This is a genomic window from Anianabacter salinae (assembly GCF_019061145.1).
GTDB lineage: Bacteria > Pseudomonadota > Alphaproteobacteria > Rhodobacterales > Rhodobacteraceae > Anianibacter > Anianibacter salinarum.
In genome coordinates, this window is record NZ_JAHQZS010000009.1 from 19,870 (window position 1) to 44,373 (window position 24,504).

Here is a 24,504-nt window from a genome sequence, read left to right on the forward strand (position 1 = left end):
GGTCAGGCGAGAACCTCGTCCACGACGCGGGCCACGCGGGTGGTCGATCCGGCATCGTCCAGCGGATCACGGCGAAGCCGGTGACGCAGAGCCGAGGCTGCGACGGCGCGAATATGGGAACGATCGATCCGTAATTCTCCAAGGAAGGCCGCGTGGGCACGGGCCGCCTTGAGCAGCGTCAACTCGCCCCGCAACCCGTCTGACCCCAGCGCGACGCACAGCTCGGCGCAGTCACGAAGGGCGGTATCGGGGGCGACCACGTCAGGCAGGACGCCGCGCGCCGCAAGGATCTGCTTGCGCAACTTGGTGTCCTTGCCGCGCCATGTCTTGAGGAATGCCTCAGGCTCGCGTTCATAGGCGTCGCGGCGGCGGATCACTTCGATCCGTTCCTCCATGTCGGTGGGGGATTTCACCTCGACCGACAGGCCGAAGCGGTCCAGCAGCTGCGGGCGCAATTCGCCTTCTTCGGGGTTGCCGGATCCGACGAGCACGAAACGCGCCGGGTGGCGGATCGACAGGCCTTCGCGTTCCACCACGTTCTCACCCGACTGGGCGACGTCGAGCAGCAGATCGACGATGTGATCCTCCAGCAGGTTCACCTCGTCGATATAGAGGTATCCGCGGTTGGCACGGGCCAGAAGCCCCGGCTCGAACGCCTTTTCCCCGCGGGTCAGGGCGCGTTCGATGTCGAGCGCGCCGACGACGCGATCCTCGGTCACGCCAAGCGGCAGATCGACCACGGGGGTAGGGCGCGTGACGATCTTTTTCGACCCTGTTTCAGCCCAATCGGGGCAATCCTCGACCCGGGCCGAGTTCACCGGGCAGCCTTCCACCTGCTCTATGGGAGGCAACAGCGCGGCCAAGGCCCGCACAGCGGTCGACTTGCCGGTGCCGCGATCGCCGAACACCAGAACGCCGCCGATGCGCGGGTCGATGGCGGTCAGCACCATGGCGCGTTTCATCTCGTCCTGGCCGACGATGGCCGAGAAGGGGAAGGGTTGTGTCATGCGGCCTCCGGGCGCGCGGATTTGAACAGGGCAGGGGCATCGGACCACGCGCCGTGGGTGCCGACAACACGGAACCGCGCATACAGCTCTTCGCGGAACCAGCCGCCGTCGCGCACCTGCCGGATGGCGCGGGCGTGCGGGCCGTCTGCATGGGCGAAACGCGTCATCGACGCGGCGTCGGGCCAGATCGAGAACGTCGCCTGCTGGACCCAGGGCACCTCGCCGACGCCGATCTTGAACAGCACGTCCGGGTTGCTGCCGATGGCGCCGGAAATCGGCGGCTCGGCGCCCCAGAACCTGGGGATCGCGCTTGGCCGCAGGGTGGCGCGGGTCAGCACGGCAAGCGGGCCGCCGCCGGGGTCATCGCCGGGGGAAAACGGCTCTGTTCCGGCCCAGCGGCCGCGCGCGGACAGGGCAGACAGGATCACCGTCCAGCATTCCGTCGATTGCGCCGCCCAGCGGGAGAAGGGTGCTGCGGTCTTCGTGGCGCGGGTTGCGGCCTCTGTGCTGTCCCACGTCGCAAGGATGCCCCAGACCGAGAAGTTCGGCACCGGGGTGAACCCCTCGCCGGTGCCCGTACCGCACAGCTTGAACGTGCCAAGCCCGGCTTGTCCCCGCAGGGACAGGCGCGCGGCCCCCATCTGCCCGAGAACCCAGGCACGGGTGGCGAATCGCGAAAAGCGATACAGGCTGAGTGTGGCGATCTGCACCCGCGAGTCTCCAAAACTGTCAACCTAGTCTGACATGACGTTTCGGGGTTTGAAAGACTGATCCACAGATCTTGGCCTTGACGCAGGCCCCTGATCCGGCCGAATGTAAATCCAGATTGACACTTATGCGCGTGGCCCGGAATGACACATGACGAGCAGCCCCATGCCATCGTGATCGGCGCCGGATTGGGCGGGCTGGCCTCGGCGATGCGCCTTGGCGCCAAGGGCTACCGCGTGACGGTGATCGACAAGCTGGACATGCCCGGCGGGCGCGGATCGTCGATCACGCAGAACGGCTATCGCTTCGATCTTGGTCCAACCATCGTGACCGTACCGCAGGTGTTCCGCGAGCTTTGGGCGGCCTGCGGGCGTGATTTCGACGCCGACGTGACGCTGACCGCGATGGACCCGTTTTATGAGATTCGCTGGCCCGACGGGTCGTCGTTCACCGCCCGGCAAGACACCGACAAGATGCGCGCCGAGGTTGCCCGCCTGTCGCCCGGCGATGCCAAGGGCTACGAGCGATTCCTCAAGGACAGCGAAGCGCGCTACTGGTTCGGGTTCGAGGATCTGGGCCGCCGCCCGATGGACACGCTTCTGGGGCTGGCCAAGGTGCTGCCCACTTTCGCCATGATGCGCGCTGACAGGTCGGTCTATGCCCATGCCGCGCGCCGGTTCCGGGATGAGCGCCTGCGCATGGCGTTCAGCTTTCACCCGCTGTTCATCGGCGGCGATCCGTTCAACGTCACGTCGATGTATATCCTCGTCAGCCATCTCGAAAAGGAATTCGGGGTGCATTATGCGCAGGGAGGCGTTGCGGCGATCGCCAAGGCGATGGCGAACGTGATCCGCGATCAGGGCGGCAGCGTCGTCACCCGCACCGAGGTCGACGAGATCCTCATCGAGGCGGGCACCGCGAAGGGCGTGCGCCTTGCGGGCAAGTCGGCCGAGGTGATTCCCGCCGATGTCGTGGTGTCGAACGCGGATGCCGGGCACACCTATGACCGCCTTCTGCGCAACCACCGCAAACGCCGCTGGACCGGGGCCAGGCTCAAGCGCTCACGCTGGTCGATGGGCCTGTTCGTCTGGTACTTCGGCACCAAGGGCACGCGCGATATGTGGCCCGAAGTCGGGCATCATACCATCCTGAACGGCCCGCGCTATCAGGGTCTGGTCAAGGACATCTTCATCAACGGCAAGCTGTCCGAGGACATGAGCCTTTATGTCCACCGTCCGTCCGTCAGCGACCCAAGCGTCGCGCCCGAGGGCGGGGATACCTTCTACGCGCTCTCGCCGGTGCCGCATCTGGGCTTTGACGATCCTGTGGACTGGGAGGCGATAGGCGAGACCTATCGCACCAAGGTCGCAGCGGTGCTGGAAGACCAGCTCTTGCCGGGCCTGTCGGGTCACCTCGACGCCAGCATGACCCTCACGCCACCCGATTTCCGCGACCGTTACCTGTCGCCGCATGGCTCCGGGTTCTCGCTCGAGCCGCGCATCCTGCAATCGGCGTGGTTCCGGCCGCACAACGTCAGCGAAGAGGCCAAGGGGCTTTACCTCGTCGGCGCGGGCACGCATCCGGGCGCAGGGCTGCCCGGTGTCATCTCTTCAGCCGAAGTGCTGGGCAAGCTGGTGCCCGATGCCAACTGGACCCCTGCCGCCGAAGCGCCACGGTTGGCCGCCGAATGATCCCCGCTGCTGATCTTCTTCACTGCCGAGAGGCGATTCGCACCGGATCGTTCAGCTTTCATGCCGCTTCGCGCCTGCTGCCCGGCCGCGTGCGTGACCCGGCGCTTGCGCTCTATGCCTTCTGCCGTCTGGCGGACGATGCCGTGGACGAGAACGACGAAAAGGCGCACGCCGTCCTGACCCTGCGTGACCGGCTGGATCTGGTCTATGAGGGCCGCCCCCGGAACACCCCCGCCGACCGCGCCTTTGCCGCCGTGGTCGAAGAGTTCGAGATGCCGCGCGCCTTGCCCGAGGCGCTGCTGGAAGGGCTTGCCTGGGATGCGGCGGGGCGGCGCTATGACACCCTGTCCGATCTGTTCGACTACTGCGCGCGCGTCGCCTCTGCCGTGGGCGCGATGATGGCGGTGCTGATGCGGGTGCGCGACGCCGATGCCTTGGCGCGGGCCTGTGATCTGGGTCTTGCGATGCAGCTGACCAACATCGCCCGCGACGTGGGTGAGGATGCGCGCGCGCGCCGCATTTATCTGCCGCTCGAATGGCTCGACGAGGCCGGGATGGCGCCCGAGGCGTTCTTTGCCGATCCGCTGCCCACCGATGACGTCCGCGCCATGGTGCGCCGCCTGCTGACAGAGGCCGACCGGCTGTATCTGCGGTCCGAGGCGGGGGTTGCCGCGCTGCCCGCCGATTGCCGCCCCGGGATCTTTGCCGCACGACACATCTATGCCGGAATCGGCGGTGCGATCCGCCGCAACGGATACGACACGATCAGCTGGCGCAGCCGGACGACCAAGTCGCAAAAGATCGGCTGGCTTGGCTTGTCGACCCTGCGCGCTGGCGTTACGACCCTGATGCCCCGGTCCGCCGTGCTGCACGCACGGCCCGCGCCCGAAACCCTTTTCCTGGTCGAGGCTGCCGCGCAGAAAGCACGCCGTCCGGCCTGGGGCGATGGCCGCTCTGGCGCACTGCTTGCGCTATTTGCGCAACTGGAAATGGAAGATCGCGCACGCCGCTCTGGAACTGCCCCTCCGGCCGTATAGGTACGGTTTCATGTATTGGGCGTTTTTCGCGATATTCCTCTCCGCCTGCCTTGCTGCGGGATCGACCGGCGCGATGTTTCCGCCGGGCAAATGGTATCGCGAGCTGTCCAAGCCGCCGTGGACGCCGCCGAACTGGCTGTTTCCTGTCGCCTGGACGACGCTTTATTTGCTGATCGCAGGGTCGGCGGCGCGCGTTGCCATCCTGCCCGGCTCGGGCTTCGCGCTGTCGATCTTCGCGCTCCAGATCGCGCTTAACACGCTGTGGACGCCGGTGTTCTTCGGCCTTCACCGCCTGCGGGGCGGAATGGTCGTGCTGTCGCTCTTGTGGCTGTCTGTCGTGGCGACTGCAGGGGCCTTCTGGCTGCTCGATCCCATCGCCGGGTACATGCTGATTCCCTATATCGCTTGGGTCACAGTCGCCGGTGCCCTGAACTTCTCGGTCTGGCGGCGCAATCCCGACGTGAGGCCGGTCGAGACGCCGCTTTAAGCGCGGCCCTTACTCCCGAAACGCCCACCCCGCCCGTCGCGGCACCCGGACCGCAAGCATCGGCATCAGCCAAGGCCCGCGAAAGCGGTCCAGGTCCAGCGCCTCGTGAACGCCCACCGTGCGCTCGCCGTCCAGGACCGTTTCCACCGCCGAGCGGGAATAGAACGGCGCGTCCAGCATCGCCTTGACCTGCCGGGGCGCGTGGCCCGCATCGCATCGCGTCTCGCGGCGCAGCGCCCAGATCGTGCGGGGCAGGGGGGTCTTGGGGGGCGCAGCGCAGGGCACCGCATTGCCCCGCGCATCGAAACGGATCGCGGCGGCCAGTGTGCTGCCATCGCGCCGTGCCGCATCGTATAGGCACACCGACCCGTCACGCAGCGGGAAACGCCCCCAGGTCCAATAGCTGAAATCCTGTTCAAGCGCCCGGGTGCCGAAATTGGCGTCGAAATAGCCGTGCCCGCTCCATTCCCCGCGTCTGCCAAGGTCCACCTCGATTCGGGCCGTGGGCGCGAAAGGGCGCCAGACATGGGTTCCGGCGCTGGTCAATGGTAGCTCGACCGTGGTCAGCGCCGAAGGCGTGACGGTGATCCGCCCGCGCACCCGGCTGACCAGCGGCAGGGAAGACACCTCGTCGATGTCGATCTGCAACTGCCCGCCCCGCCAGTGCAGCCGCGAGGGGCCGACCTCGAACACATCGCGCGAAGTGCGCAGTGCGGCGCGGCCCCTGTCCGTCATGGTGAACCGCCCGCCCGGCCCGTAGGTGGCGACGTTGATGCAGACGTGGTTCTCGGGCGCCTTGCGGCCCGACCAGCGATACCAGGGCGAGAACACCGACCCGATGAAGGCGATCACCGAGACGGCGTATGTCCCGCAGTCGCTGATCCCGTCGACATACCACCAGGCATAGCCGTTCGGCGGGACGGCGAGGTGAAAGTTCGGTCCGTCAGAATCGTCTCTGCCGCGTGCCTGCCGGAGAGTGCCGCCATCGGCACCCCCGCCCCCGGATGAGTCCCGCCGCCGCACAGGTACAGCCCCGGCAGCGCCGTCCGCGCCCGGGGCCGCCGCAGCGCCGACAGCATCCCGTGCGGGCTCCGCCCGTAAAGGGCGCCTTGGCTCGACGGAAACAGCGCGTCGAACGCTAGGGGCGTCGTCAGCGCCTCGAGGCCCGGCACCGGATCGAAGGTCAGCCCCCGGTCCGAAAGACAGCGGAAGGTCAGGCTGCGGCATCGGTCTTGGTCCTCCTCGGACAGGGTCAGCCCGGCAGGGGCGTTCATGATGATCTCGAACCGTTCAGGCACGTCCGGCACCGCGCCGCCCGCCCTGTCCATCGCGCAGACGTAAAGCGTCGGGTCCTCGGGAAGGTGCCCCTTGGCTATGGGGCCGAATTCCCGCCGCGCATCGCCGCCGAAAAAGACGTTGTGATGATCGAGCGCGGCGCCGCGCGGCGCGGCGGCAAAGGTCCAGACGCAGGCCGACAGGCTGCGGGGGTGCGTCGCGGCCGAAGGCAGCAGTTTGCGCAAGGTGTCGCCAAGGCGGCCATTCGCCAGCGCCGCGGGATCGCCGTTGAACAGGACGGTGCCAGCGGGCAGGCGTTCACCGCTGGCCAGGTGAACGGCAGCGGTGCGCCCGTCCTGCACCTCGATCCGGGTCGCCTCGGCGCCGTAGATGAACTGTGTGCCGTTCGCTTCTGCGACCCCGGCCATCGCGCGTGCCAGCGCGTGCATCCCGCCTTTGACCGACCACACGCCCGCCGCCTCGGCCTGCCAGATCAGCGCCAGCAGGGCAGGGGAGGCGTAGGGAGAGCCGCCGACATAGGTGGCGTAGCGCCCGAACAACTGCCGCAGGCGCGGATCGTCGAAGGCGCCGCGCAGGTAGCCTGCAAGCGTGCGGCCGGGCAGGGTGAGAGGGATCAGCGAGGGTCGCGCCATCACCTGCCACGCCAAGGCGGCCACCGAGGGCGACGCGCTTTGCATCATGGACCCGTCGAAGGCGTCGAACAGCGCGGCGGCGCGGGCCGAGAATCTGCGAAACTGCGCGGCGGCCTTCGGGCCAGCGAACGTTCCCACGGCAGCCTCGGATCGCGCCGCGTCCGCGAACAGGTCCAGCGTCGATCCGTCCGGCCACCAATGCCGGGCAAGCCGCTCCGCGCGCGTCAGCGTGACATGGTCGTCCAGCGACGCCCCAGCCGCCTCGAACACCGCCTCCAACACCGGGCGCATCGTCAAGACGGTCGGCCCGGCGTCTGCTGGCCCTGCGGCGGTCGGCACCTGCCGCATCTTGCCACCCGGCGCAGCGGCACGGTCGATGACCGTCACGTCCAGCCCGGCATGGGACAGGCGCATCGCAGCGCAAAGCCCGCCCATTCCGGCGCCGATCACCACAACCTTGTCCTGCCGCGCGTCTCCCATGCCGGAATTGTTGACTCGGCCTGCCTGACTGTCCAGTATGATTTACACATTGGTGTCCAAATTGCCTGACATCGCTGCCTCTGAAAGAGAGCCGACATGCCGCTGACAGCCCGGATCGAGACCGCAATGACAACGGCCATCGCGCTGGGGCAAAGCGGCGCCGCGCCCGCGAAGCTTGCCAGTGCGCTGAACTATGCGGTCACGCCCGGCGGCGCGCGAATCCGTCCGACGATCCTTTTGTCGGTCGCAAAGGCCTGTGGCGACGACAGGCCGGAATTGTCCGATGCCGCTGCGGCGGCGCTCGAGCTGATCCACTGCGCCAGCCTCGTCCATGACGACCTGCCCTGTTTCGACGACGCCGACCTGCGCAGGGGCAAGCCGTCGCTGCACTGCGCCTATTCTGAGCCGCTGGCGGTGTTGGCTGGCGACAGCCTGATCGTGATGGCTTTCGATGTATTGGCCCGCGCCGGGTCCGCCGCACCCGACCGGGCACTGAACCTCGTGCGCCTTCTGTCCGCCCGCACCGGGATGCCGGGTGGCATCTGCGCGGGGCAGGGGTGGGAAAGCGAATCGCAGATCGACCTGTCCGCCTATCACCGCGCCAAGACCGGCGCGCTGTTCATGGCAGCGACCCAGATGGGCGCCGCGGCAGCGGGACAAGACCCCGAGCCCTGGGAAGACCTTGGCAACCAGATCGGCGAGGCGTTCCAGGTCGCCGACGATCTGCGCGATGCGCTTTGCGGTACGGATGAACTTGGCAAGCCTGCCGGTCAGGATGCCGTGCACGCCCGTCCCAATGCGGTGGCGGAACTTGGCGTGAAGGGAGCGATCGCCCGCCTCGACAACATCCTTGCGGGGGCGATCTCGTCGATCCCGTCCTGCCCCGGAGAGGCGCAGCTGGCCGAGATGGTCCGCGCCTATGCCGCGCGCTTCATTCCCGCGCGCGTGCGCCAGCAAGTCTGACATGACCGATGTCGCCCAGGGCCGCGCCCCGCGCCTGTCCCTTGGCGGGCGCATCAACCGTCTTGTCGCCTCGCGCCGCTTCCAGTCTTGGGCTGCCCGCTTTCCGCTGACCCGCCGCATCGCGCGGGCCGAGGGCGAGGCGCTGTTCGATCTTGTTGCGGGCTTCGTGCACAGCCAGGTCCTGATGGCGCTGGTCGATTTGCGCATCCTGCACCGCCTGTTGGACGCGCCCGCGCGTCCCGCCGCGCTGGCCGGTCAGGTGAATGTCGCGCCCGAAAGGCTGGCCGTGCTGATGCAGGCGGGGGCCGCGCTTGGGCTGCTGCACCTGCGCCGCGACGGACGCTATGCGCTCGCGCGGAAGGGCGCAGCGCTTTTGGGGGTGCCGGGGCTAGAGGCGATGATCCAGCATCACGCCGTGCTCTACCGCGACCTGGCCGATCCGGTCGCCTTCCTGCGCGGCGAGACGGACACCGAACTGGCGGGGTTCTGGCCCTATGTCTTTGGTGCTGCAGCAGCTGGCGATGGCGAGACGGCAGAGCGGTATTCGGACCTCATGGCCGACAGCCAGGCGCTGGTGGCCGAGGATACGCTCGATGCGGTGTCGCTGGCCGGAGTGCGGTCGCTGATGGATATCGGCGGCGGCACCGGGGCGTTCCTGACGGCGGTAGGCCAGCGCTGGTGTCAGATTGATCTGACACTGTTCGACCTGCCCGCTGTCGTGCCGGGCGCCCGAGCACGCTTTGATCATGCGGGGCTGACAGACCGGACGCGGATCGTGCCGGGGTCATTCCGGGACGATCCGCTGCCAGAAGGGTCCGGCGCGATCAGCCTGATCCGTGTGCTGTATGACCACCAGGACGACACCGTGCGCGCGCTTCTTGCCTCTACGCGCAGAGCGATCGCGCCCGGTGGGCTGCTGATCGTGTCCGAACCGATGTCGGGCGGGCAGCGCCCAGAGCGGGCCGGAGACGCCTATTTCGCGCTGTATTGCATGGCGATGCGCACCGGGACGGTCCGCTCTCAGGCGCAGATTGCCGCCCTGTTGCAGGACGCCGGGTTCGAGCGGATCGCCACGCCGCGCCCGCGCCGCCCTTTCGTGACCAGCATCGTGACGGCCCGGGCACCTGTAACGCTACAATGACATGGATCAATGTCTAGAAGCATTGACATGCAGAAGTGTAAGTTTAAACTGACACCTGCGACACACTATCGCGACTGAGTCTCCGCAGAACGGGACCACGCATCACAGGGAGATGCGACGTGCAGACCAACGCCGTCATTCTAACCGGACCCCGCGCACTGAAGGTTGATTCGCTTCAGTTGACGCCTCCCGGCGACGGCGACCTGGTGGTCGAGATCACGCATTCGGGCATTTCGACCGGCACCGAGAAACTGTTCTGGTCCGGCGCGATGCCGCCCTTCCCTGGCATGGGCTACCCGCTTGTCCCCGGCTACGAATCGGCCGGCGAAGTGGTCGAGGCCGCACCGGGATCATCCTTCAAAGTGGGCGATCACGTCTTCGTCCCCGGAGCGAATTGCTACGACGGCGCACGCGGCCTGTTCGGCGGCGCGGCACAGCGGTTGGTGACATCCGCCGACCGCGTGGCGCGCATCGACGCAGGTATGGGCCCCGAAGGCGCGCTTCTGGCGCTGGCCGCCACGGCCCGTCACGCGATGGCCGGAATCGACAAGGCCGTGCCTGATCTGATCGTCGGCCACGGTGTTCTTGGCCGCCTGCTGGCGCGCCTGACCGTTGCCGCCGGGGCCAAGCCGCCCACCGTCTGGGAAATTGACGCCGGCCGCGCCACCGGCACGATGGGCTATGAGGTCATTCACCCCGACGCGGACGAGCGCCGCGACTACCGGTCGATCTACGATGCCAGTGGCAACGCGGGCCTGATCGACCAGCTTGTCACCCGCATCGCCAAGGGTGGCGAGATCGTTCTGGCGGGCTTCTATACCGAGAAGCTGGCGTTCACCTTCCCGCCCGCCTTCATGAAAGAGGCGCGGTTCCGCGTCGCCGCCGAATGGACGCGCGACGACCTGACCGCGACCCGCCAACTGATCGAGGCGGGGGCGCTGTCGCTTGCCGGTCTCATCACGCACACCCGTCCCGCAGCAGACGCCGAAGCCGCCTATGCGACGGCCTTCGACGACCCCGGCTGCCTGAAAATGATACTCGACTGGAAAGGCCACGCATGACCCTCGACATTCCGAACCTCCGCTCGGAAACGAGCGAGCCGACCCTCAAGGACTTCGACCAGCGCCTGCGCGACGAAGCCAACGAGGATCTCGCGGACCTTCACACCGACGAGCCGAAGAGCAAGACACAGATCATCGCGATCTACGGCAAAGGCGGCATCGGCAAATCCTTTACCCTCGCCAACCTCAGCCACATGATGGCCGAGCAGGGCAAGCGCGTGCTGCTGATCGGCTGCGATCCGAAATCCGACACCACGAGCCTTCTGTTCGGCGGCAAGGCGTGCCCGACGATCATCGAAACCTCGACCAAGAAAAAGCTGGCCGGGGAAGAGGTGCAGATCGGTGACGTCTGCTTCAAGCGCGGCGGCGTCTTCGCGATGGAGCTTGGCGGGCCGGAAGTTGGGCGCGGTTGCGGCGGACGCGGCATCATCCACGGCTTCGAGCTGCTGGAAAAGCTGGGCTTCCACGACTGGGACTTCGACTATGTCCTTCTCGATTTCCTGGGCGACGTGGTCTGCGGCGGCTTTGGCCTGCCCATTGCCCGCGACATGGCGCAAAAGGTGATCCTGGTCGCGTCGAACGATCTTCAGTCGCTTTATGTCGCCAACAACGTCTGCTCGGCGGTGGAATACTTCCGCAAGCTGGGTGGCAACGTCGGCGTCGCAGGGCTGGTCATCAACAAGGACGACCATTCGGGCGAGGCGCAGGCCTTTGCCAAGCTCGCCGGGATCCCGGTGCTGGCCGCCATCCCGCAGGACGATGACCTGCGCAAGAAATCCGCCAACTACCAGATCGTCGGCACGATGGAGAGCCAGTGGGGCGCGTTGTTCGCCGAGCTTGGCGATGCCGTGTCCGTCGCGCCGCCGGTGCGCCCGACGCCGCTGACCCAAGACGGTCTTCTCGACCTGTTCGACGGATCGGACACCGGCGCTGGCGTCACGCTGGAACCTGCGACCGACGCGGACATGCGCGGCAAGTATCAGACCGTCAAGGAAAGCCTGGAGGTGATCTATGACGAGGCATGAGATGACGATGTCAGAGCAAGGCCGGTGCACCGTATGACCGGTGAGGTCAAATATGACACCGCCCATGAGGCTGAAGTGACGGAAGGCCGTGTGATCGAAAGTGATGGCGCACCCGCGCCCACCGCCGGTGGCGACGGACTTGGCTGCCACGCTGGCGCTGCCGAGATGGAAGCCGCCGCGCGCAAGGCGGGCCAGTCGGGCATCCTCGACCAGTACCGCGCCGATTATCCGCTTGGCCCCCACGACAAGCCGCAATCCATGTGCCCCGCCTTTGGCTCGCTGCGCGTCGGTCTGCGGATGCGCCGGGTGGCGACGATCCTGTCGGGGTCGGCCTGCTGCGTCTATGGCCTGTCCTTCGTGTCGCATTTCTACGGCGCGCGCCGGTCGATCGGCTACGTTCCGTTCAATTCGGAATCGCTGGTCACCGGCAAGCTGTTCGAGGACATCCGCGACGCGGTGCACGAGATCGCAGATCCCGACCGCTATGACGCGGTCGTCGTGACGAACCTTTGCGTGCCCACTGCATCCGGCGTGCCGCTGCGGCTGCTGCCCAAGGAAATCGACGGTGTGCGGATCATCGGCATCGACGTGCCGGGCTTCGGTATTCCGACCCACGCCGAGGCCAAGGACGTGCTGGCGGGCGCAATGCTCGACTATGCCCGCGCCGAGGCCGAGGCTGGCCCGGTTCCCGCGCCCGTTGGCGGCGTTTCCGACCGGCCCACAGTCACACTTCTGGGCGAGATGTTCCCCGCCGACCCGGTGATGATCGGGCGCATGCTCGATCCGATGGGCCTGGCCGCGGGTCCAGTCGTGCCCTGCCGCGAATGGCGCGAGCTGTATGCCGCGCTCGACTGCGGCGCGGTGGCGGCGATCCACCCCTTCTATACCGCGTCCGAGAGGGTGTTCCGCCGCGCGGGCCGTCCCGTCGTCGGCTCGGCACCTGTCGGATATGACGGCACCGCCGCCTGGCTGGCTGCCATCGGTGAGGCTTTCGGGATTTCCGCGGACGCCATCGCGGCGGCACAGAACGCCGCGCTTCCCGCGATCAAGGGCGCACTGTCCGGCGCCCGGATCGACGGGACCGTTACGATCTCGGGCTATGAGGGATCGGAACTTCTGGTCGCGCGCCTGCTGATCGAAAGCGGCGCGACGGTGCCATATGTCGGCACGGCCTGCCCCAAGACGACATCGTCCGAAGCGGATCGCGAGTGGCTGGAGGCGCATGGCGCCAAGGTCGTCTATCGCGCCTCGCTCGAGGATGACCTGTCGGCGATGGAGGCGGTGAAGCCCGACCTGGCCATCGGCACGACGCCGGTCGTCCAGAAGGGCAAGGAGCTTGGCATTCCCTCGCTCTACTACACCAACCTGATTTCTGCGCGGCCCCTGATGGGTGTCGCGGGCGCCGGATCGGTGGCCGAGGTGGTCAATGCCGCCATCGCCAACAAGGGCCGCATGGACAAGATGCGCGCGTTTTTCGAGGGCGTCGGCCATGGCGACACCGCCGGGGTCTGGGACGGCACGCCGAACCTGCGCCCCGATTTCCGCGCGCAGCACCAGAAGAAGCTCGACAAGCAGGCGCGCGCCGCGAAAGCGGAGCAGATGATATGAGGACGGCGAGAATACATATTCTCGCCGGGCGGGCGAAAGAGATTGGCGCAGCCAATCGCGTGCCCGCACCGATGCCATTCCGGGCGCGGATCGGCGGGGAGGGTTCCCCATGCTGATCCAGGACCATGACCGCGCTGGCGGCTACTGGGGCGCCATCTATGCCTTCTGTGCCGTGAAGGGCCTTCAGGTCGTGATCGACGGCCCTGTCGGCTGCGAGAACCTGCCGGTCACGTCCGTTCTGCACTACACCGACGCCCTGCCGCCGCACGAGTTGCCGATCGTCGTCACCGGGCTTGGTGAAGGCGAGATGGGTTCGGGCACCGAGGAATCGATGAAGCGGGCGTGGGACACGCTTGACCCCGCGCTGCCTGCGGTCGTCGTCACCGGCTCCATCGCCGAGATGATCGGCGGCGGCGTCACGCCGCAGGGCACCAATATCCAACGGTTCCTGCCGCGCACCATCGACGAGGACCAGTGGGAATGCGCCGACCGCGCGATGACCTGGATCTTCACCGAATTCGGGATGACCAAGGGGCGGATGCCGCCCGAGAAGAAGCGCGAGGAGGGCGCAAAGCCCCGCGTGAACATCCTTGGGCCGATGTACGGCGTGTTCAACATGCCGTCCGACCTGGCCGAGATCCGCCGCCTTGTCGAAGGCATCGGGGCCGAGATCAACATGGTGATGCCGATGGGCGCGCACCTTGCCGAGATGCGCAACCTCGTGAACGCCGACGTCAACGTCGTGATGTACCGCGAATTCGGTCGGGGCCTGTCGGAAGTGCTGGGCAAGCCGTATCTGCAGGCGCCCTTCGGCATCGACTCGACCACGAAATTCCTGCGCACCCTGGGCGAGATGCTGGGCCTCGATCCCGAGCCGTTCATCGCCCAGGAAAAGCATTCCACGATCAAGCCGGTCTGGGATCTGTGGCGGTCCGTCACGCAGGATTTCTTCGCCACCGCCAGCTTCGGCATCGTGGCGTCAGAGACTTATGCGCGCGGTGTTCGGCATTTCCTTGAAAGCGACCTGGGCCTGCCCTGCGCCTTTGCGGTGGCCCGGATGCGCGGCAAGAAGACCGACAACGAGGAAGTGCGCGGCTTCATCCGTAACAAGCGGCCGCTCATCATCTTCGGGTCGATCAACGAAAAGATGTACCTCGCCGAGACGAAGGGCGGGCACGGCCCGCAGCCGACGTTCATTCCGGCGGGCTTTCCGGGCGCCGCGATCCGCCGCGCCACGGGCACGCCGTTCATGGGCTACGCCGGGGCGACCTATGTGCTGCAAGAAGTCTGCAACGGCCTGTTCGACGCGCTGTTCCACATCCTGCCGCTGGGCACCGAGATGGACGCCGCCGACGCCACGCCGACCACGCTGCGCCGCGATTTCCCCTGGGACGAGGACGCCCAGGCCGAGCTCGACCGGATCGTGGCCGAACACCCCATTCTGACCCGCATTTCCGCTGCCAAGACCCTGCGCGATGCCGCCGAACGGCGCGCTCTGTCGCAGGGGGCCGAGCGGGTCGTCAAGGAAACCGTCGCGGCACTGCGCGGCGCACAGATCACTCAAGGAGGAACCTGAGATGGCCGATTATACCGTGGACGCACCGTCCCAAGCCCGCCGGTCCGGCGCGCCCAAGACCGAATTCGCCGTCTACTTCGGGATCATCTTCCTGGCGACGCTGCCGCTGGCAACGCTGACCTGGGCGCTTTCGGCGCTCAAGCAGGGCGGCTTGCCGGACAAGGGCCCGATGGCCCGCGCCTGGACCCAGGCGCGGATCATCACGCCGATGATCTTTTCGGCCTGAAGGCCGGTCGTGCCTGCGGGCGCGACGATCTTCTCGGCCTGACGGCCGACAGAATTCCAGTCCCGGAATACGGGGCTGACACGAAATTCGCCTTCCCTAGCCGGGATCGCGGATTGCCTGTCCGGCATGATGCCGGGCGGGGACCCGGCCGCGGGGTTCGCGGCGTCAGTCTGGCGATCCGGAGGAGAGTTAATGGCTGATAGGACTGACCTGTCTTTTACAGGTCTTACCGACGAGCAGGCACAGGAACTGCACTCGGTTTACATGAGCGGGCTCTGGCTTTTCACAGCCATTGCCATCGTGGCTCATATCGCGACGTACATCTGGCGTCCGTGGTTCTGAGGGGGATTGAAGCATGAGCAAGTTCTACAAGATCTGGCTGATCTTTGATCCGCGTCGCGTTTTCGTGGCGCAAGGGGTTTTCCTCTTTCTTCTGGCCGCGATGATCCATCTCGTCGTGCTTTCGAACGGGATCAACTGGTTCCAGACCGCTGCCGAACGCGCAGCGGGCATGTGATCAGAGCCCTTCGATGGCAAGAAACAGTCGCGGGCGGGTTCGCCCCGCCCGTGACAATCCCAAAGGATGAACGAAGGCCCCGGGTGTGACGCCCCAAGCGCCTCCAACAAGCGGAGAGGGAAGCATGGCACTGCTCAGCTTCGAACGGAAATACCGCGTGCCGGGCGGCACGCTTGTCGGGGGGAGCCTGTTCGACTTCTGGGTCGGGCCGTTCTTCGTCGGCTTCTTCGGGGTGACGACGGCGTTCTTTGCGCTGCTCGGCACCATTCTCATTTTCTACGGCGCGGCGATGCAGGGGGAATGGAACCCGTTCCTCATCAACATCCCCGCACCCAACCTGGAATACGGGCTGGGCGCGGCACCGCTGGCCGAGGGCGGTCTGTGGCAGGTCATCACGATCTGCGCACATGGCGCCTTCATCAGCTGGATGCTGCGCGAGATCGAGATCTGCCGGAAACTGGGCATCGGGTATCACGTGCCCTTCGCCTTCGGCTTCGCGATCCTCGCCTACACCACGCTGACGGTGATCCGGCCGATCCTGATGGGGGCCTGGGGCTATGCCTTTCCCTACGGGATCTTCACCCACCTCGATTGGGTGTCCAACACCGGCTACACCTACGGCAACTTCCACTACAACCCGGCGCACATGATCGCGGTGACGTTCTTCTTCACCACCTGTCTCGCGCTTGCGCTGCACGGCTCGCTGATCCTGTCGGCGGTCAATCCCGAAAAGGGCGAGACCATCCGGTCGCCGGACCACGAAGACACGTTCTTCCGTGACTTCATCGGCTACTCGGTCGGCCCCTTGGGCATTCACCGCCTTGGCCTTTTGCTGGCGCTCAACGCCGCCTTCTGGAGCGCGGTTTGCATCGTGATCTCGGGCACCATCTGGTTCGACCAGTGGGTCGTCTGGTGGGATTGGTGGCTTAACCTGCCCTGGTGGGCGGACCTTTGAGGGAGGGATCTGACAATGGCTGAATATCAGAACATCTTTACCCAGGTTCAGGTCCAAGGCCCGCCCGAGTTGGGCATGGTCGAGGACGGAGTGGATCTGAACGAGCGGGGCAAGGGGGCGAGTTATTCCACGCTTCTCGGCTGGCTCGGAAACGCACAGCTGGGGCCGCTCTATCTTGGTCCCTGGGGTGTCTTGTCGCTCATGGCCGGGTCCGTCTGGTTCCTCATGGTCGGCTTCTGGTTCTGGGATCTGGCGGGCTACAACCCGGCCGTGTTCCTGCGCGATCTGTTCTTCATGTCGCTGGAACCACCGGCGCCGGAATACGGGCTGTCGATCCCGCCGATGGCGGAAGGGGGCTATTACCTGATCGCCTCGTTCTTCCTTCTGATCGGCGTGATGGCCTGGTGGGTGCGGTCCTATGTGCTCGCCTCGCAACTCAAGATGGGCAAGCATGTCGCCTGGGCCTTCGCGTCGGCGATCTGGCTGTTCCTCGTCCTTGGCCTGATCCGGCCGGTGCTGATGGGCAGCTGGTCCGAGGCGGTGCCCTACGGTGTCTTCTCGCACCTCGACTGGACGAACCTGTTCTCGCTGACCTACGGCAACCTGTTCTACAATCCGTTCCACGCGCTCTCGATCGCCTTCCTCTACGGATCGGCACTTCTGTTCGCGATGCACGGGGCCACGATCCTGGCGGTCACGCGCCTCGGCGGCGACCGGGAACTGGAACAGATCGTCGACCGCGGGACGGCCACGGAACGCGCCGCCTTGTTCTGGCGCTGGACCATGGGCTTCAACGCCACGATGGAAGGTATCCACCGCTGGGCGTGGTGGTTCGCCGTCCTGACAACCCTGACCGGGGGTATCGGTATCCTGCTGACCGGAACGGTCGTGGACAACTGGTACGTCTGGGCACAGGACCACGGCTACGGCCCGACCTACTGAGGAGGATGAGAGATGTCTGAACAAGAATGGTATCTCGAAGGCCGCCAGAAGCCCTCGCTTCGGGCCTGGGCCTTCAGCCAGATGGCGCTTGGCGCGGCCTATGCCGGGTGTGTGCTGGTGGCGATCATGGCCTTCATGATGATCCTCTACGCGGTCGGAACGATCCTGCCAGAGGCGTCGAAGGAGGCTCCGGCACCGATGCCGCCCATCGAGGCGCCGTTTGGCCGGCAGGCCGATCAGTGACGCATCGGGCGGCGCACGCCTGAGAGCACGCGCCGCCCGCAACCCTGTCCGGTCCTTTCCAGGGACTGGGCGTCGGGGTCTTCCACACCCCGGTTCCCTTCCTGTTGGCTACAGGAAACTGGCGCCGCAGGGTCCACCCTGCGGCGCATTTTGATTTCAAGGAGCCCACGGCATGACCAGCAGACCCGACACCCCGACGCTCGACCGTGTGGCCGGTCCCGCCGACCTCAAGGGTCTCACCGATGCCGAACTTGGTCGCCTGGCCACGGAACTGCGCGCCGAAGTCATTTCCGCCGTGTCCGAAACCGGCGGGCACCTGGGGTCGTCGCTGGGCGTGGTCGAGCTGACCGTCGCCATCCACGCGGTGTTCAACACCCCCACCGACAAGCTGGTCTTCGATGTCGGCCACCAGTGCTATCCGCACAAGGTGCTGACCGGGCGCCGCGACCGCATCCGTACCCTGCGGCAGGGCGGGGGGCTGTCGGGCTTCACCAAGCGGTCCGAATCCGAATACGACCCCTTCGGCGCCGCGCATTCCTCGACCTCGATCTCCGCTGCGCTTGGCTTCACGGTCGCGCGCGACATGGGCCGCCCCACCGGCGACGCCATCGCGGTGATCGGCGACGGTGCGATCAGCGCAGGGATGGCCTATGAGGCACTGAACAACGCGGGCGCCGAAAAGCGCCGCATGTTCGTGATCCTGAACGACAACGAGATGTCCATCGCCCCACCCGTCGGCGCGATGTCGACCTACCTGTCCGGCCTCTGGGCAGAGACCCCGCTGCACAAGATGGCCGAAGGCTTCGAAGCGGCGCTGCCCGGCCCCCTGCGCGATCATGCGCGCCGTGCCCGCCAGCTCGTAACCGGGATGCCGGGCGGGCAGGGGACGCTGTTCGAGGAACTGGGCTTTGACTACATCGGCCCGGTTGACGGGCATGACATGGGCCAGCTTCTGGCCGTGTTGCGCGCCGCGCGGTCCCGTGCCACCGGTCCCGTGCTGATCCACGCCTGCACCGTCAAGGGCAAGGGCTATGCCCCCGCCGAGACATCCGCCGACAAGTATCACGGCGTCGCGAAATTCGACGTGGTGTCGGGCACGCAGTCCAAATCGAAAAGCAACGCGCCCGCCTTTACCAAGGTCTTCGGCGCCGCGCTGGCGGACGAGGCGTCGCGGGATTCGCGCATCGTCGCCGTCACCGCCGCCATGCCGTCCGGCACCGGTGTCGACATCATGGCCAAACGCTTTCCCGCCCGCGTCTTTGACGTGGGCATCGCCGAACAGCACGGCGTGACTTTCGCCGCAGGTATGGCCGCGGCGGGCCTGCGCCCGTTCTGCGCGATCTACTCCACCTTCCTGCAGCGCGGCTACGACCAGATCGTGCACGACGTGGCGCTTCAGGGCCTGCCCGTGCGCTTCGCCATCGACCGGGCGGGGCTTGTCGGCGCCGACGGCGCGACACACGCGGGCGCCTTCGACATCGCCTACCTGTCCAACCTGCCCGGATTCACCGTCATGGCCGCCGGGGACGAGGCCGAGTTGATGCACATGGTCGCCACCGCCGCCGCGCATGACGATGGCCCCATCGCCTTCCGATATCCGCGCGGCGAGGGATCCGGCGTCACGATGCCGGAGCGCGGCGAAGTGCTGCAGATCGGCAAGGGCCGCGTCCTGCGCGAAGGCACCAAGGTCGCGCTGTTGTCCTTCGGCGCGCATCTGCCCGAATGTTTGCGTGCCGCCGAGGATCTCGAAGCGCGCGGCATCTCCGTGACCGTCGCCGACGCCCGCTTTGCCAAGCCGCTGGATCACGACCTGATCCGCCAGCTTGCCACGCACCACGAGGCGCTGATTACGGTCGAGCAAGGCGCAACCGGCGGCTTCGGCGCGCAGGTGCTGCATTTCATGGCAGGGGACGGCTTGCTGGACCAAGGGCTGAAGGTGCGAACCATGACCCTGGCCGACCGCTTCATCGACCAGGACAGCCCCGCGAAGATGTACGCCGCCGCCGGCCTGACCGCGCAGGACATCGCAGGCCGCGCGATGGCGGCTCTGGGTGTGGCAGAGATTAGGGTTCTGCGGACTTGAAAAACTAGATTGTTGAGGCGGCTCGCCCAGAACCTGCATCTCGGGGATCCCCACACGTAAGATTTTGTTATTCATCGTGTCTGGGAGGATAGATTGTCGTCTGGGGAAAGCGAAACCGGAGTTCCGGACATACCTTGATGGCGTAGTTCCGAGGCATGAGGAATCACCAGCGGCAAGAGGGGTTCAGCGTCGCGTTTACGGACGCTGGCGACGCCGTCATCGGGGCGCTGAGCGGTTCTCCGGCGGCGGCGCGGCGGACGATTACCTATGACAATGGCGGCGAATTTTCGGTAACCGCCCGGCGGGCACCGCTTGCCACGTTTCGGCGTGAGGCACTAGGATACGTACATAGCGACGCCGCAAATGACGCCTCTATGAACGGAGTAGCATCGATGACGCTGCGCTGTACCGTCTGATCCGCGCGGTGGATACCGCATGATCAGCCTGGCGCGCTGCAAGCACGCGGACATCTAGGACATCGACTGGATGCTCCACTCAGCATCAAGAAGATGCCTCGGCTTCCAGATGCCCATCAAGGCATTCGCTAAAAAGTTCGATGTCGCACTTGAAGAGTGAATCCAGAACGGGTTGTTCGCTGGCGACTATCTCGGCCAGAAAATGAGGGTTCCAAATGTGGGATTCAATCCACTAGTCGGAAATCTCTTCTGCCTTTTTGGGTGTATTTAGGATCCAAATGGACATAAATATGACTAAGGGCAACGACCAGATCTCCCAAGAACTCAATCCGAAGATAAATGCAGCTAAAAGGCCGAACGTGATTGGCCTAACTTGAGTATTCCGCAGTCCCGAAAAAAATGCATGTGCGAGTAACCAACCCAAAAGAGCACTGGAAAGCAGGCCTGTCTCAAACAAAATCAAGAACCAGAGACCTGGATCATTATATTGAATTGCGTCAGAAGGATACTGCGAAGGGCGCTGAAATGCGCCCCAACCGTAACCAGAAAATGCCCAGCTCTGAAAATTGGCCACGTTTAATACTAAGCCTGCTGCACGCTCGCCGAGCGTACCAAGTCCAATCAAGCGTTGCTCCAGCACATCTTCTGACCATATTCCGAAAGTTACAGCATCAAGATGTCTTGCCGCAGTAGCTATCTCAGACTCAGTAAGAGCAGAATGGCTGCTCCATTGGGCGCTGATATCGTCGAAACGCATGGAAGGCAGCCCTGAAAAACCGGTTTCGCTGGGCAAGCCGGTAAACATCAGATCTGGCTGTCTAACAAAACCCGTTAAGAGTGACACAAGAGAGCCTTCGTTACTTAATCCTAAGAATAGATAATATGCAAACAATGCGAGTGCTATGGTTGGAATAACTCTCCAGTTGCGAGAAAACATGATGTATAAACTAGTTGTCGCGATCACCGCTGTGAGTGCCGCCCGGGTACCTGTTGCAATAATGCAGATAACAAAGAGTCCAAATATTAACTGCCCGAGAACAGTTCTCCTTTCGCTAAACCAGTAGGCAACGCCCACCAATGTGCATAGTGCTGCTGCCATCCCATGGTTCCACATAAAAGGGCCTTGAATCAGCAAGGCCCCATTTCGGATGTTTACACGCTGATTGAGCCACTCATAACCTTCAATTCCCCAAAAGCTGGTTCTCATCCACGGCTTAACAGCATAGGTTCCCGAAACTATTTCAAAGCTACTGTAGGCCAGAAAACCTCCGAGAAGCATAAGAAGCACCCTCTGAACAAAAATAGGCCGGGAGTTTTCAAAGACGATCCAGAGGCAGATCGGAAATATGAACCACATGACTATGAATTGAGACGAGAATAAAATACCTGATTTCGGATTAGAGGATAGTATGGCCGATACAAGAAAAAGACATGATACAACGAGCAGTAAGCCACCTGCCTTAGGAAGGCTGATTCTTTGCCCTTTCAGGTATGTTCTTATGAGGGTGTAGGCCCCAAGCGCGACCACTGCAAGAATTGCTATACGCTGAAGGTCGAGCTGCGCGACAGAAAATCGATAGCCTAGCCCCTGTGGACTTAAGTAGGCGACTGTTAGAAGAGCAGCCCCAGCATAAGGTACCCATTTTTCCGTACAGTAACTCAATTGGTTGCGCCAATTCTGTTTCGAAATACTCTATTCATTTGTTATTCTGCGTAAGTGGGCATGGCAAGCCTGGAAGGGAACGGTTGGTGATTTCCGTGGCCATCGCATCACAGGCTCAAAACCCAGACTTTTCAAGATCCGACTGGATCGCGTGAATTTTTGAGTCTCGCCCGAAAACGCGCCAGGCGCCGGGGATGATGCGCTGATGGACCAGATCCGCCTCGAGCGCATCAAAAAGAAGACTGTCATTGTGAGAGAATAGGTAATGCGCGCTCACCGGATCGCTCTGCGGCACCCCGATCTCCAAACCCGGCCAGATATGTTTCAGTATTCCCTGTGCCTCAGTTCTAGCCTCGGCCACAGAGGTCAGAAGATGCGCGTGCAGTTCCAGGCAGCAACGCGGACCGAACTCAGTAGGAAACACATAGAGCCGGTAGAGTGGTGAGTTGGGATCGAAAACCTGGATATAACGCGGGCCCTCCAGCGACAGGCCCGAAAGACCGGCATGCAGATGCACGAACCGGCTGGCGGGGTTGCTGAGGCGCCCCAGACCCGACATCAGCACCAAGGGCACCGGATTGCAGCACCACACAGTGCAATCCGCCTCCGGCCAGTTGCCGTTGATATAAGCCCCATACTCGCCGGTCCCGTCGGGCTTTCTGCGGGCGCTGACTGGTGTCGAAAGCGAGAGTCGCACTCCCTTGCGCGCAAGCAGCCCCGCCAATACGTCGAAGAACGGATCATATCCGTGTTTGGGAAGCACCGCCTCGATGTCGGCATAGTCTGCCCCGAAAGCGGCGCGCGGCATGGCGATCAATTGATCCGTCAGCGGGTCTGCAGTCTTGGCGGCTAGCATGTTTGCCCAATCGCCCTCAATAAACACGGCAGGCAGTTGCAGCGATGCGGCGCACTCTGTGCTGAGCGCCTCGGAAGCGTGCCCGCAGCGCGCGACCGTTCCTGCCAGAAACTCCGCGATCTTGTCGGGGTAGGCGCTGAACCGGTCGGCCAGCGTTCTCGGAGGGTCTGAATACGGCCGGAGGGGGGCCCCGGTCTCCGGCAGGACCGGCAGCGCAATATCGTCCCGGAAATGCGACTGCCCATCAAAGACAGTATAGCTGCCATAGGTATGATCGAAGCGGATCATTTCGCAGTCGAGGTCTTCGAGCAGATCAGCCAGCCATGGCTCGGCCGGGTTGAGATACTGGCAGGCCCGAAACCCCCAAAGCCCCGAAGTCCTGTCGGGCCGGAAATCGCGCAGGGAGCCGCCCAAGTGCGGGGCCATCTCGAAAAGGGTTACGTCATGGCTCTGGTCCGCAAGAGTCATGGCCGTGACGCATCCCGTGATGCCGCCGCCGATGATATGGATCTGCGCCATGGAAGCCTGGGCTAGTTTGCGGGTTTCTCGGCGACAAAATTCCACCAAGCGCGGACCTGGCCGCCTTCGGGGAACTCGGTTCGCGAGATCTTGTGGCTGAGCATGACCAGCTTCAGGCCCGCAGCCGCAAGCAACATCTCAATATGGGGGCGGTCGCAGAAATGAATCGTCCCGATACCGGCGAGATCGGAATCCACGGGGAAGTTCACCCGCGTGTTGGCATCCACAGCCGCGCCCAGACTGGCACCCTCGTGCTGGGTAGAGAACCAGTCCACGGCGATAAAGCGGGCGCCAGGACGCATTAGTTCAGCGACCAGCGTCAGGCCCCGGATCATCGCATCGGTCGTGTTGGAAATGAGCGAACTGCGATCCACCACCAGGTCGAAAACACTCTCAAAAGGCAGATTGACGGTGAAATCTGCCACCACCAGACGCTCGGATAGCTCCGGAAAGCGGCCTTTCAGCATCTCGATGATGGCTGGGCTGCCATCAACGGCGGCGTATTCGGTGCCCAGCGATTGAAAGAACGGGATATTCGCGCCAGCGCCGCAACCCAGTTCTAGAACCCTTGTATAGCCATCGCGCGGGGCGGCGTATTGATAGGTCAGGCTGATCAGATCCGACCAGGGCCAGGTGCTGTAATGCCGCCCGGCGCGATAGTTCACGTCCCACTCCTGTGAAAAGCTCATGGTGCTGCCCACTCCGTCCTTGCCCAGACCCGCCCATCATTCAGCCAGTAATCCACGATTCCCATGGCAGCTGCGAAATCGCCATGCAATTGCGGATACACCGGATGAGCAAAATTTTGGATCTCCACTTTAATATTCTGATGATCAAATTTGTCGATGTTCAAATAATCGCGCCCGAACGGTCCTGAAATGTAGCAAGTCGCCCCAAGCGATTTGCAGATATTCTCGACCAGTTCGGATTTTTCCCCTGTCACCCCCAGGTCCGTAGCGCGCTTGAGTTCCGTCGTGATCCCCAATTCGGCACACCAGAAGCACAACTGATCGAAACAGAAGTCCGAAAAGTTCAGCGCATCTTCGGGGTAAAGCGCCTGCAACCGCGGCCAATGTGCTGCAAAGCGTGGAGATTTGCGATAATTTGCCTCGATGCTGGCCAGATGCTTGCGCCGCCATGGCTGGCGGCTGTCAATCTCGAGCTGCTGGAGCGTGCTACTCATGTGACCCCGCTGCTTGACCGGTAGGGTCAGCATCAAGGGTCCGTTGGGCGTTTTGATGCGGTTGCGGTTGGTGAAGCTGTTTTTCTCGAATTGTACGGTGTCGAGAAAGACGAAGACATCCGAGCGGGCGATGCGGTCGAAATAGCCAAGCCAGGGCAGATAGGCGGGTTGGTGGATGGAAACACGCAT

The 24,504-nt window shown here is 64.3% G+C and carries 24 protein-coding genes; 16 read left to right on the forward strand and 8 right to left on the reverse strand.

Annotation, left to right across the window (positions count from 1 at the left end; genetic code table 11):
* Positions 1 to 2: 2 nt before the first annotated feature.
* Together bchI and crtA are read right to left on the reverse strand one after the other, a co-directional pair.
* Complete coding sequence (gene bchI / locus KTJ87_RS17265) at positions 3 to 1,007, reverse strand: magnesium chelatase ATPase subunit I (protein ID WP_267140401.1); 1,005 nt, start codon at positions 1,005 to 1,007, stop codon at positions 3 to 5.
* The gene (gene crtA, locus KTJ87_RS17270; RefSeq protein WP_267140402.1) at positions 1,004 to 1,717 is read right to left on the reverse strand and encodes a spheroidene monooxygenase; all 714 of its coding nucleotides are present in this window, start codon (positions 1,715 to 1,717) and stop codon (positions 1,004 to 1,006) included. Before crtA ends, bchI begins: the two co-directional genes overlap by 4 nt.
* A gap of 141 nt (positions 1,718 to 1,858) precedes the next feature.
* On the opposite strand from crtA, the gene KTJ87_RS17275 reads away from it, so the two are divergent.
* The 3 genes from KTJ87_RS17275 to tspO are packed head-to-tail and all read left to right on the forward strand — an operon-like array spanning position 1,859 to position 4,930.
* Positions 1,859 to 3,406: a phytoene desaturase gene (locus KTJ87_RS17275; RefSeq protein WP_267140403.1), complete on the forward strand. Its 1,548-nt coding sequence runs from the start codon at positions 1,859 to 1,861 to the stop codon at positions 3,404 to 3,406.
* Positions 3,403 to 4,443: a 15-cis-phytoene synthase gene (gene crtB / locus KTJ87_RS17280; protein WP_267140404.1), complete on the forward strand. Its 1,041-nt coding sequence runs from the start codon at positions 3,403 to 3,405 to the stop codon at positions 4,441 to 4,443. Before KTJ87_RS17275 ends, crtB begins: the two co-directional genes overlap by 4 nt.
* Positions 4,444 to 4,453: 10 nt before the next feature.
* On the forward strand, positions 4,454 to 4,930 hold the full coding sequence (gene tspO / locus KTJ87_RS17285) for a tryptophan-rich sensory protein TspO (RefSeq protein ID WP_267140405.1): 477 nt from the start codon (positions 4,454 to 4,456) through the stop codon (positions 4,928 to 4,930).
* Positions 4,931 to 4,939: 9 nt separating this feature from the next.
* On the opposite strand, the gene crtC is transcribed toward tspO, so the two are convergent.
* Together crtC and crtD are read right to left on the reverse strand one after the other, a co-directional pair.
* A complete protein-coding gene (gene crtC / locus KTJ87_RS17290) occupies positions 4,940 to 5,812 on the reverse strand; it encodes a carotenoid 1,2-hydratase (RefSeq protein ID WP_323371853.1) in 873 nt (290 codons plus the stop codon).
* A complete protein-coding gene (crtD, locus tag KTJ87_RS17295) occupies positions 5,779 to 7,338 on the reverse strand; it encodes a 1-hydroxycarotenoid 3,4-desaturase CrtD (protein ID WP_267140407.1) in 1,560 nt (519 codons plus the stop codon). Before crtD ends, crtC begins: the two co-directional genes overlap by 34 nt.
* A gap of 96 nt (positions 7,339 to 7,434) precedes the next feature.
* On the opposite strand from crtD, the gene KTJ87_RS17300 reads away from it, so the two are divergent.
* From KTJ87_RS17300 to dxs, 13 genes are all read left to right on the forward strand, one after another.
* Positions 7,435 to 8,301: a polyprenyl synthetase family protein gene (locus tag KTJ87_RS17300; RefSeq protein ID WP_267140408.1), complete on the forward strand. Its 867-nt coding sequence runs from the start codon at positions 7,435 to 7,437 to the stop codon at positions 8,299 to 8,301.
* 1 nt (position 8,302) lies between these two features.
* Positions 8,303 to 9,442 carry a methyltransferase gene (locus tag KTJ87_RS17305; protein ID WP_267140409.1) on the forward strand — a complete coding sequence of 380 codons (1,140 nt, stop codon included), beginning with the start codon at positions 8,303 to 8,305 and terminating at the stop codon, positions 9,440 to 9,442.
* Positions 9,443 to 9,561: 119 nt separating this feature from the next.
* Positions 9,562 to 10,503 (forward strand): chlorophyll synthesis pathway protein BchC, encoded by a 942-nt coding sequence (bchC, locus tag KTJ87_RS17310; RefSeq protein ID WP_267140410.1) that lies wholly within the window; start codon positions 9,562 to 9,564, stop codon positions 10,501 to 10,503.
* Positions 10,500 to 11,528, forward strand: a complete 1,029-nt coding sequence (locus KTJ87_RS17315) for a chlorophyllide a reductase iron protein subunit X (protein ID WP_267140411.1) — start codon at positions 10,500 to 10,502, stop codon at positions 11,526 to 11,528. The genes bchC and KTJ87_RS17315 overlap by 4 nt, the downstream gene beginning before the upstream one ends.
* A gap of 33 nt (positions 11,529 to 11,561) precedes the next feature.
* Complete coding sequence (bchY, locus tag KTJ87_RS17320; RefSeq protein WP_267140412.1) at positions 11,562 to 13,136, forward strand: chlorophyllide a reductase subunit Y; 1,575 nt, start codon at positions 11,562 to 11,564, stop codon at positions 13,134 to 13,136.
* 109 nt (positions 13,137 to 13,245) lie between these two features.
* The gene (bchZ, locus tag KTJ87_RS17325; protein WP_267140413.1) at positions 13,246 to 14,712 is read left to right on the forward strand and encodes a chlorophyllide a reductase subunit Z; all 1,467 of its coding nucleotides are present in this window, start codon (positions 13,246 to 13,248) and stop codon (positions 14,710 to 14,712) included.
* A 1-nt stretch (position 14,713) separates the two neighbouring features.
* Complete coding sequence (gene pufQ / locus KTJ87_RS17330; RefSeq protein WP_267140414.1) at positions 14,714 to 14,938, forward strand: cytochrome PufQ; 225 nt, start codon at positions 14,714 to 14,716, stop codon at positions 14,936 to 14,938.
* Between the two features lie 192 nt (positions 14,939 to 15,130).
* Entirely contained in the window at positions 15,131 to 15,280 is a 150-nt protein-coding gene (gene pufB, locus KTJ87_RS17335; protein WP_267140415.1) for a light-harvesting antenna LH1, beta subunit, read from the forward strand.
* Positions 15,281 to 15,293: 13 nt separating this feature from the next.
* Entirely contained in the window at positions 15,294 to 15,455 is a 162-nt protein-coding gene (gene pufA / locus KTJ87_RS17340) for a light-harvesting antenna LH1, alpha subunit (RefSeq protein ID WP_267140416.1), read from the forward strand.
* A 124-nt stretch (positions 15,456 to 15,579) separates the two neighbouring features.
* Positions 15,580 to 16,410: a photosynthetic reaction center subunit L gene (gene pufL / locus KTJ87_RS17345; protein ID WP_267140417.1), complete on the forward strand. Its 831-nt coding sequence runs from the start codon at positions 15,580 to 15,582 to the stop codon at positions 16,408 to 16,410.
* A 15-nt stretch (positions 16,411 to 16,425) separates the two neighbouring features.
* Positions 16,426 to 17,352, forward strand: coding sequence for a photosynthetic reaction center subunit M (gene pufM, locus KTJ87_RS17350; protein WP_267140418.1), 927 nt, complete (start codon positions 16,426 to 16,428; stop codon positions 17,350 to 17,352).
* 12 nt (positions 17,353 to 17,364) lie between these two features.
* Positions 17,365 to 17,595, forward strand: a complete 231-nt coding sequence (pufX, locus tag KTJ87_RS17355) for an RC-LH1 core complex protein PufX (RefSeq protein ID WP_267140419.1) — start codon at positions 17,365 to 17,367, stop codon at positions 17,593 to 17,595.
* A gap of 172 nt (positions 17,596 to 17,767) precedes the next feature.
* The gene (gene dxs / locus KTJ87_RS17360) at positions 17,768 to 19,678 is read left to right on the forward strand and encodes a 1-deoxy-D-xylulose-5-phosphate synthase (protein ID WP_267140420.1); all 1,911 of its coding nucleotides are present in this window, start codon (positions 17,768 to 17,770) and stop codon (positions 19,676 to 19,678) included.
* 648 nt (positions 19,679 to 20,326) lie between these two features.
* On the opposite strand, the gene KTJ87_RS17365 is transcribed toward dxs, so the two are convergent.
* From KTJ87_RS17365 to KTJ87_RS17380, 4 genes are all read right to left on the reverse strand, one after another.
* On the reverse strand, positions 20,327 to 21,757 hold the full coding sequence (locus KTJ87_RS17365) for a hypothetical protein (protein WP_267140421.1): 1,431 nt from the start codon (positions 21,755 to 21,757) through the stop codon (positions 20,327 to 20,329).
* A 115-nt stretch (positions 21,758 to 21,872) separates the two neighbouring features.
* Positions 21,873 to 23,132 carry an FAD-dependent oxidoreductase gene (locus tag KTJ87_RS17370; protein ID WP_267140422.1) on the reverse strand — a complete coding sequence of 420 codons (1,260 nt, stop codon included), beginning with the start codon at positions 23,130 to 23,132 and terminating at the stop codon, positions 21,873 to 21,875.
* 11 nt (positions 23,133 to 23,143) lie between these two features.
* Positions 23,144 to 23,797 carry a class I SAM-dependent methyltransferase gene (locus tag KTJ87_RS17375; protein ID WP_267140423.1) on the reverse strand — a complete coding sequence of 218 codons (654 nt, stop codon included), beginning with the start codon at positions 23,795 to 23,797 and terminating at the stop codon, positions 23,144 to 23,146.
* 20 nt (positions 23,798 to 23,817) lie between these two features.
* A complete protein-coding gene (locus tag KTJ87_RS17380; RefSeq protein ID WP_267140424.1) occupies positions 23,818 to 24,504 on the reverse strand; it encodes a WbqC family protein in 687 nt (228 codons plus the stop codon).

Bases quoted from the DNA above. Each gene is read 5' to 3' on its own strand.
- bchI (WP_267140401.1), bottom strand. From the start codon at position 1,007: ATGACACAACCCTTCCCCTTCTCGGCCATCGTCGGCCAGGACGAGATG.
- KTJ87_RS17275 (WP_267140403.1), top strand. From the start codon at position 1,859: ATGACACATGACGAGCAGCCCCATGCCATCGTGATCGGCGCCGGATTG.
- crtB (WP_267140404.1), top strand. From the start codon at position 3,403: ATGATCCCCGCTGCTGATCTTCTTCACTGCCGAGAGGCGATTCGCACC.
- tspO (WP_267140405.1), top strand. From the start codon at position 4,454: ATGTATTGGGCGTTTTTCGCGATATTCCTCTCCGCCTGCCTTGCTGCG.
- crtD (WP_267140407.1), bottom strand. From the start codon at position 7,338: ATGGGAGACGCGCGGCAGGACAAGGTTGTGGTGATCGGCGCCGGAATG.
- KTJ87_RS17300 (WP_267140408.1), top strand. From the start codon at position 7,435: ATGCCGCTGACAGCCCGGATCGAGACCGCAATGACAACGGCCATCGCG.
- KTJ87_RS17305 (WP_267140409.1), top strand. From the start codon at position 8,303: ATGACCGATGTCGCCCAGGGCCGCGCCCCGCGCCTGTCCCTTGGCGGG.
- KTJ87_RS17315 (WP_267140411.1), top strand. From the start codon at position 10,500: ATGACCCTCGACATTCCGAACCTCCGCTCGGAAACGAGCGAGCCGACC.
- bchY (WP_267140412.1), top strand. From the start codon at position 11,562: ATGACCGGTGAGGTCAAATATGACACCGCCCATGAGGCTGAAGTGACG.
- bchZ (WP_267140413.1), top strand. From the start codon at position 13,246: ATGCTGATCCAGGACCATGACCGCGCTGGCGGCTACTGGGGCGCCATC.
- pufQ (WP_267140414.1), top strand. From the start codon at position 14,714: ATGGCCGATTATACCGTGGACGCACCGTCCCAAGCCCGCCGGTCCGGC.
- pufB (WP_267140415.1), top strand. From the start codon at position 15,131: ATGGCTGATAGGACTGACCTGTCTTTTACAGGTCTTACCGACGAGCAG.
- pufA (WP_267140416.1), top strand. From the start codon at position 15,294: ATGAGCAAGTTCTACAAGATCTGGCTGATCTTTGATCCGCGTCGCGTT.
- pufL (WP_267140417.1), top strand. From the start codon at position 15,580: ATGGCACTGCTCAGCTTCGAACGGAAATACCGCGTGCCGGGCGGCACG.
- pufM (WP_267140418.1), top strand. From the start codon at position 16,426: ATGGCTGAATATCAGAACATCTTTACCCAGGTTCAGGTCCAAGGCCCG.
- pufX (WP_267140419.1), top strand. From the start codon at position 17,365: ATGTCTGAACAAGAATGGTATCTCGAAGGCCGCCAGAAGCCCTCGCTT.
- dxs (WP_267140420.1), top strand. From the start codon at position 17,768: ATGACCAGCAGACCCGACACCCCGACGCTCGACCGTGTGGCCGGTCCC.
- KTJ87_RS17370 (WP_267140422.1), bottom strand. From the start codon at position 23,132: ATGGCGCAGATCCATATCATCGGCGGCGGCATCACGGGATGCGTCACG.
- KTJ87_RS17380 (WP_267140424.1), bottom strand. From the start codon at position 24,504: ATGCGTGTTTCCATCCACCAACCCGCCTATCTGCCCTGGCTTGGCTAT.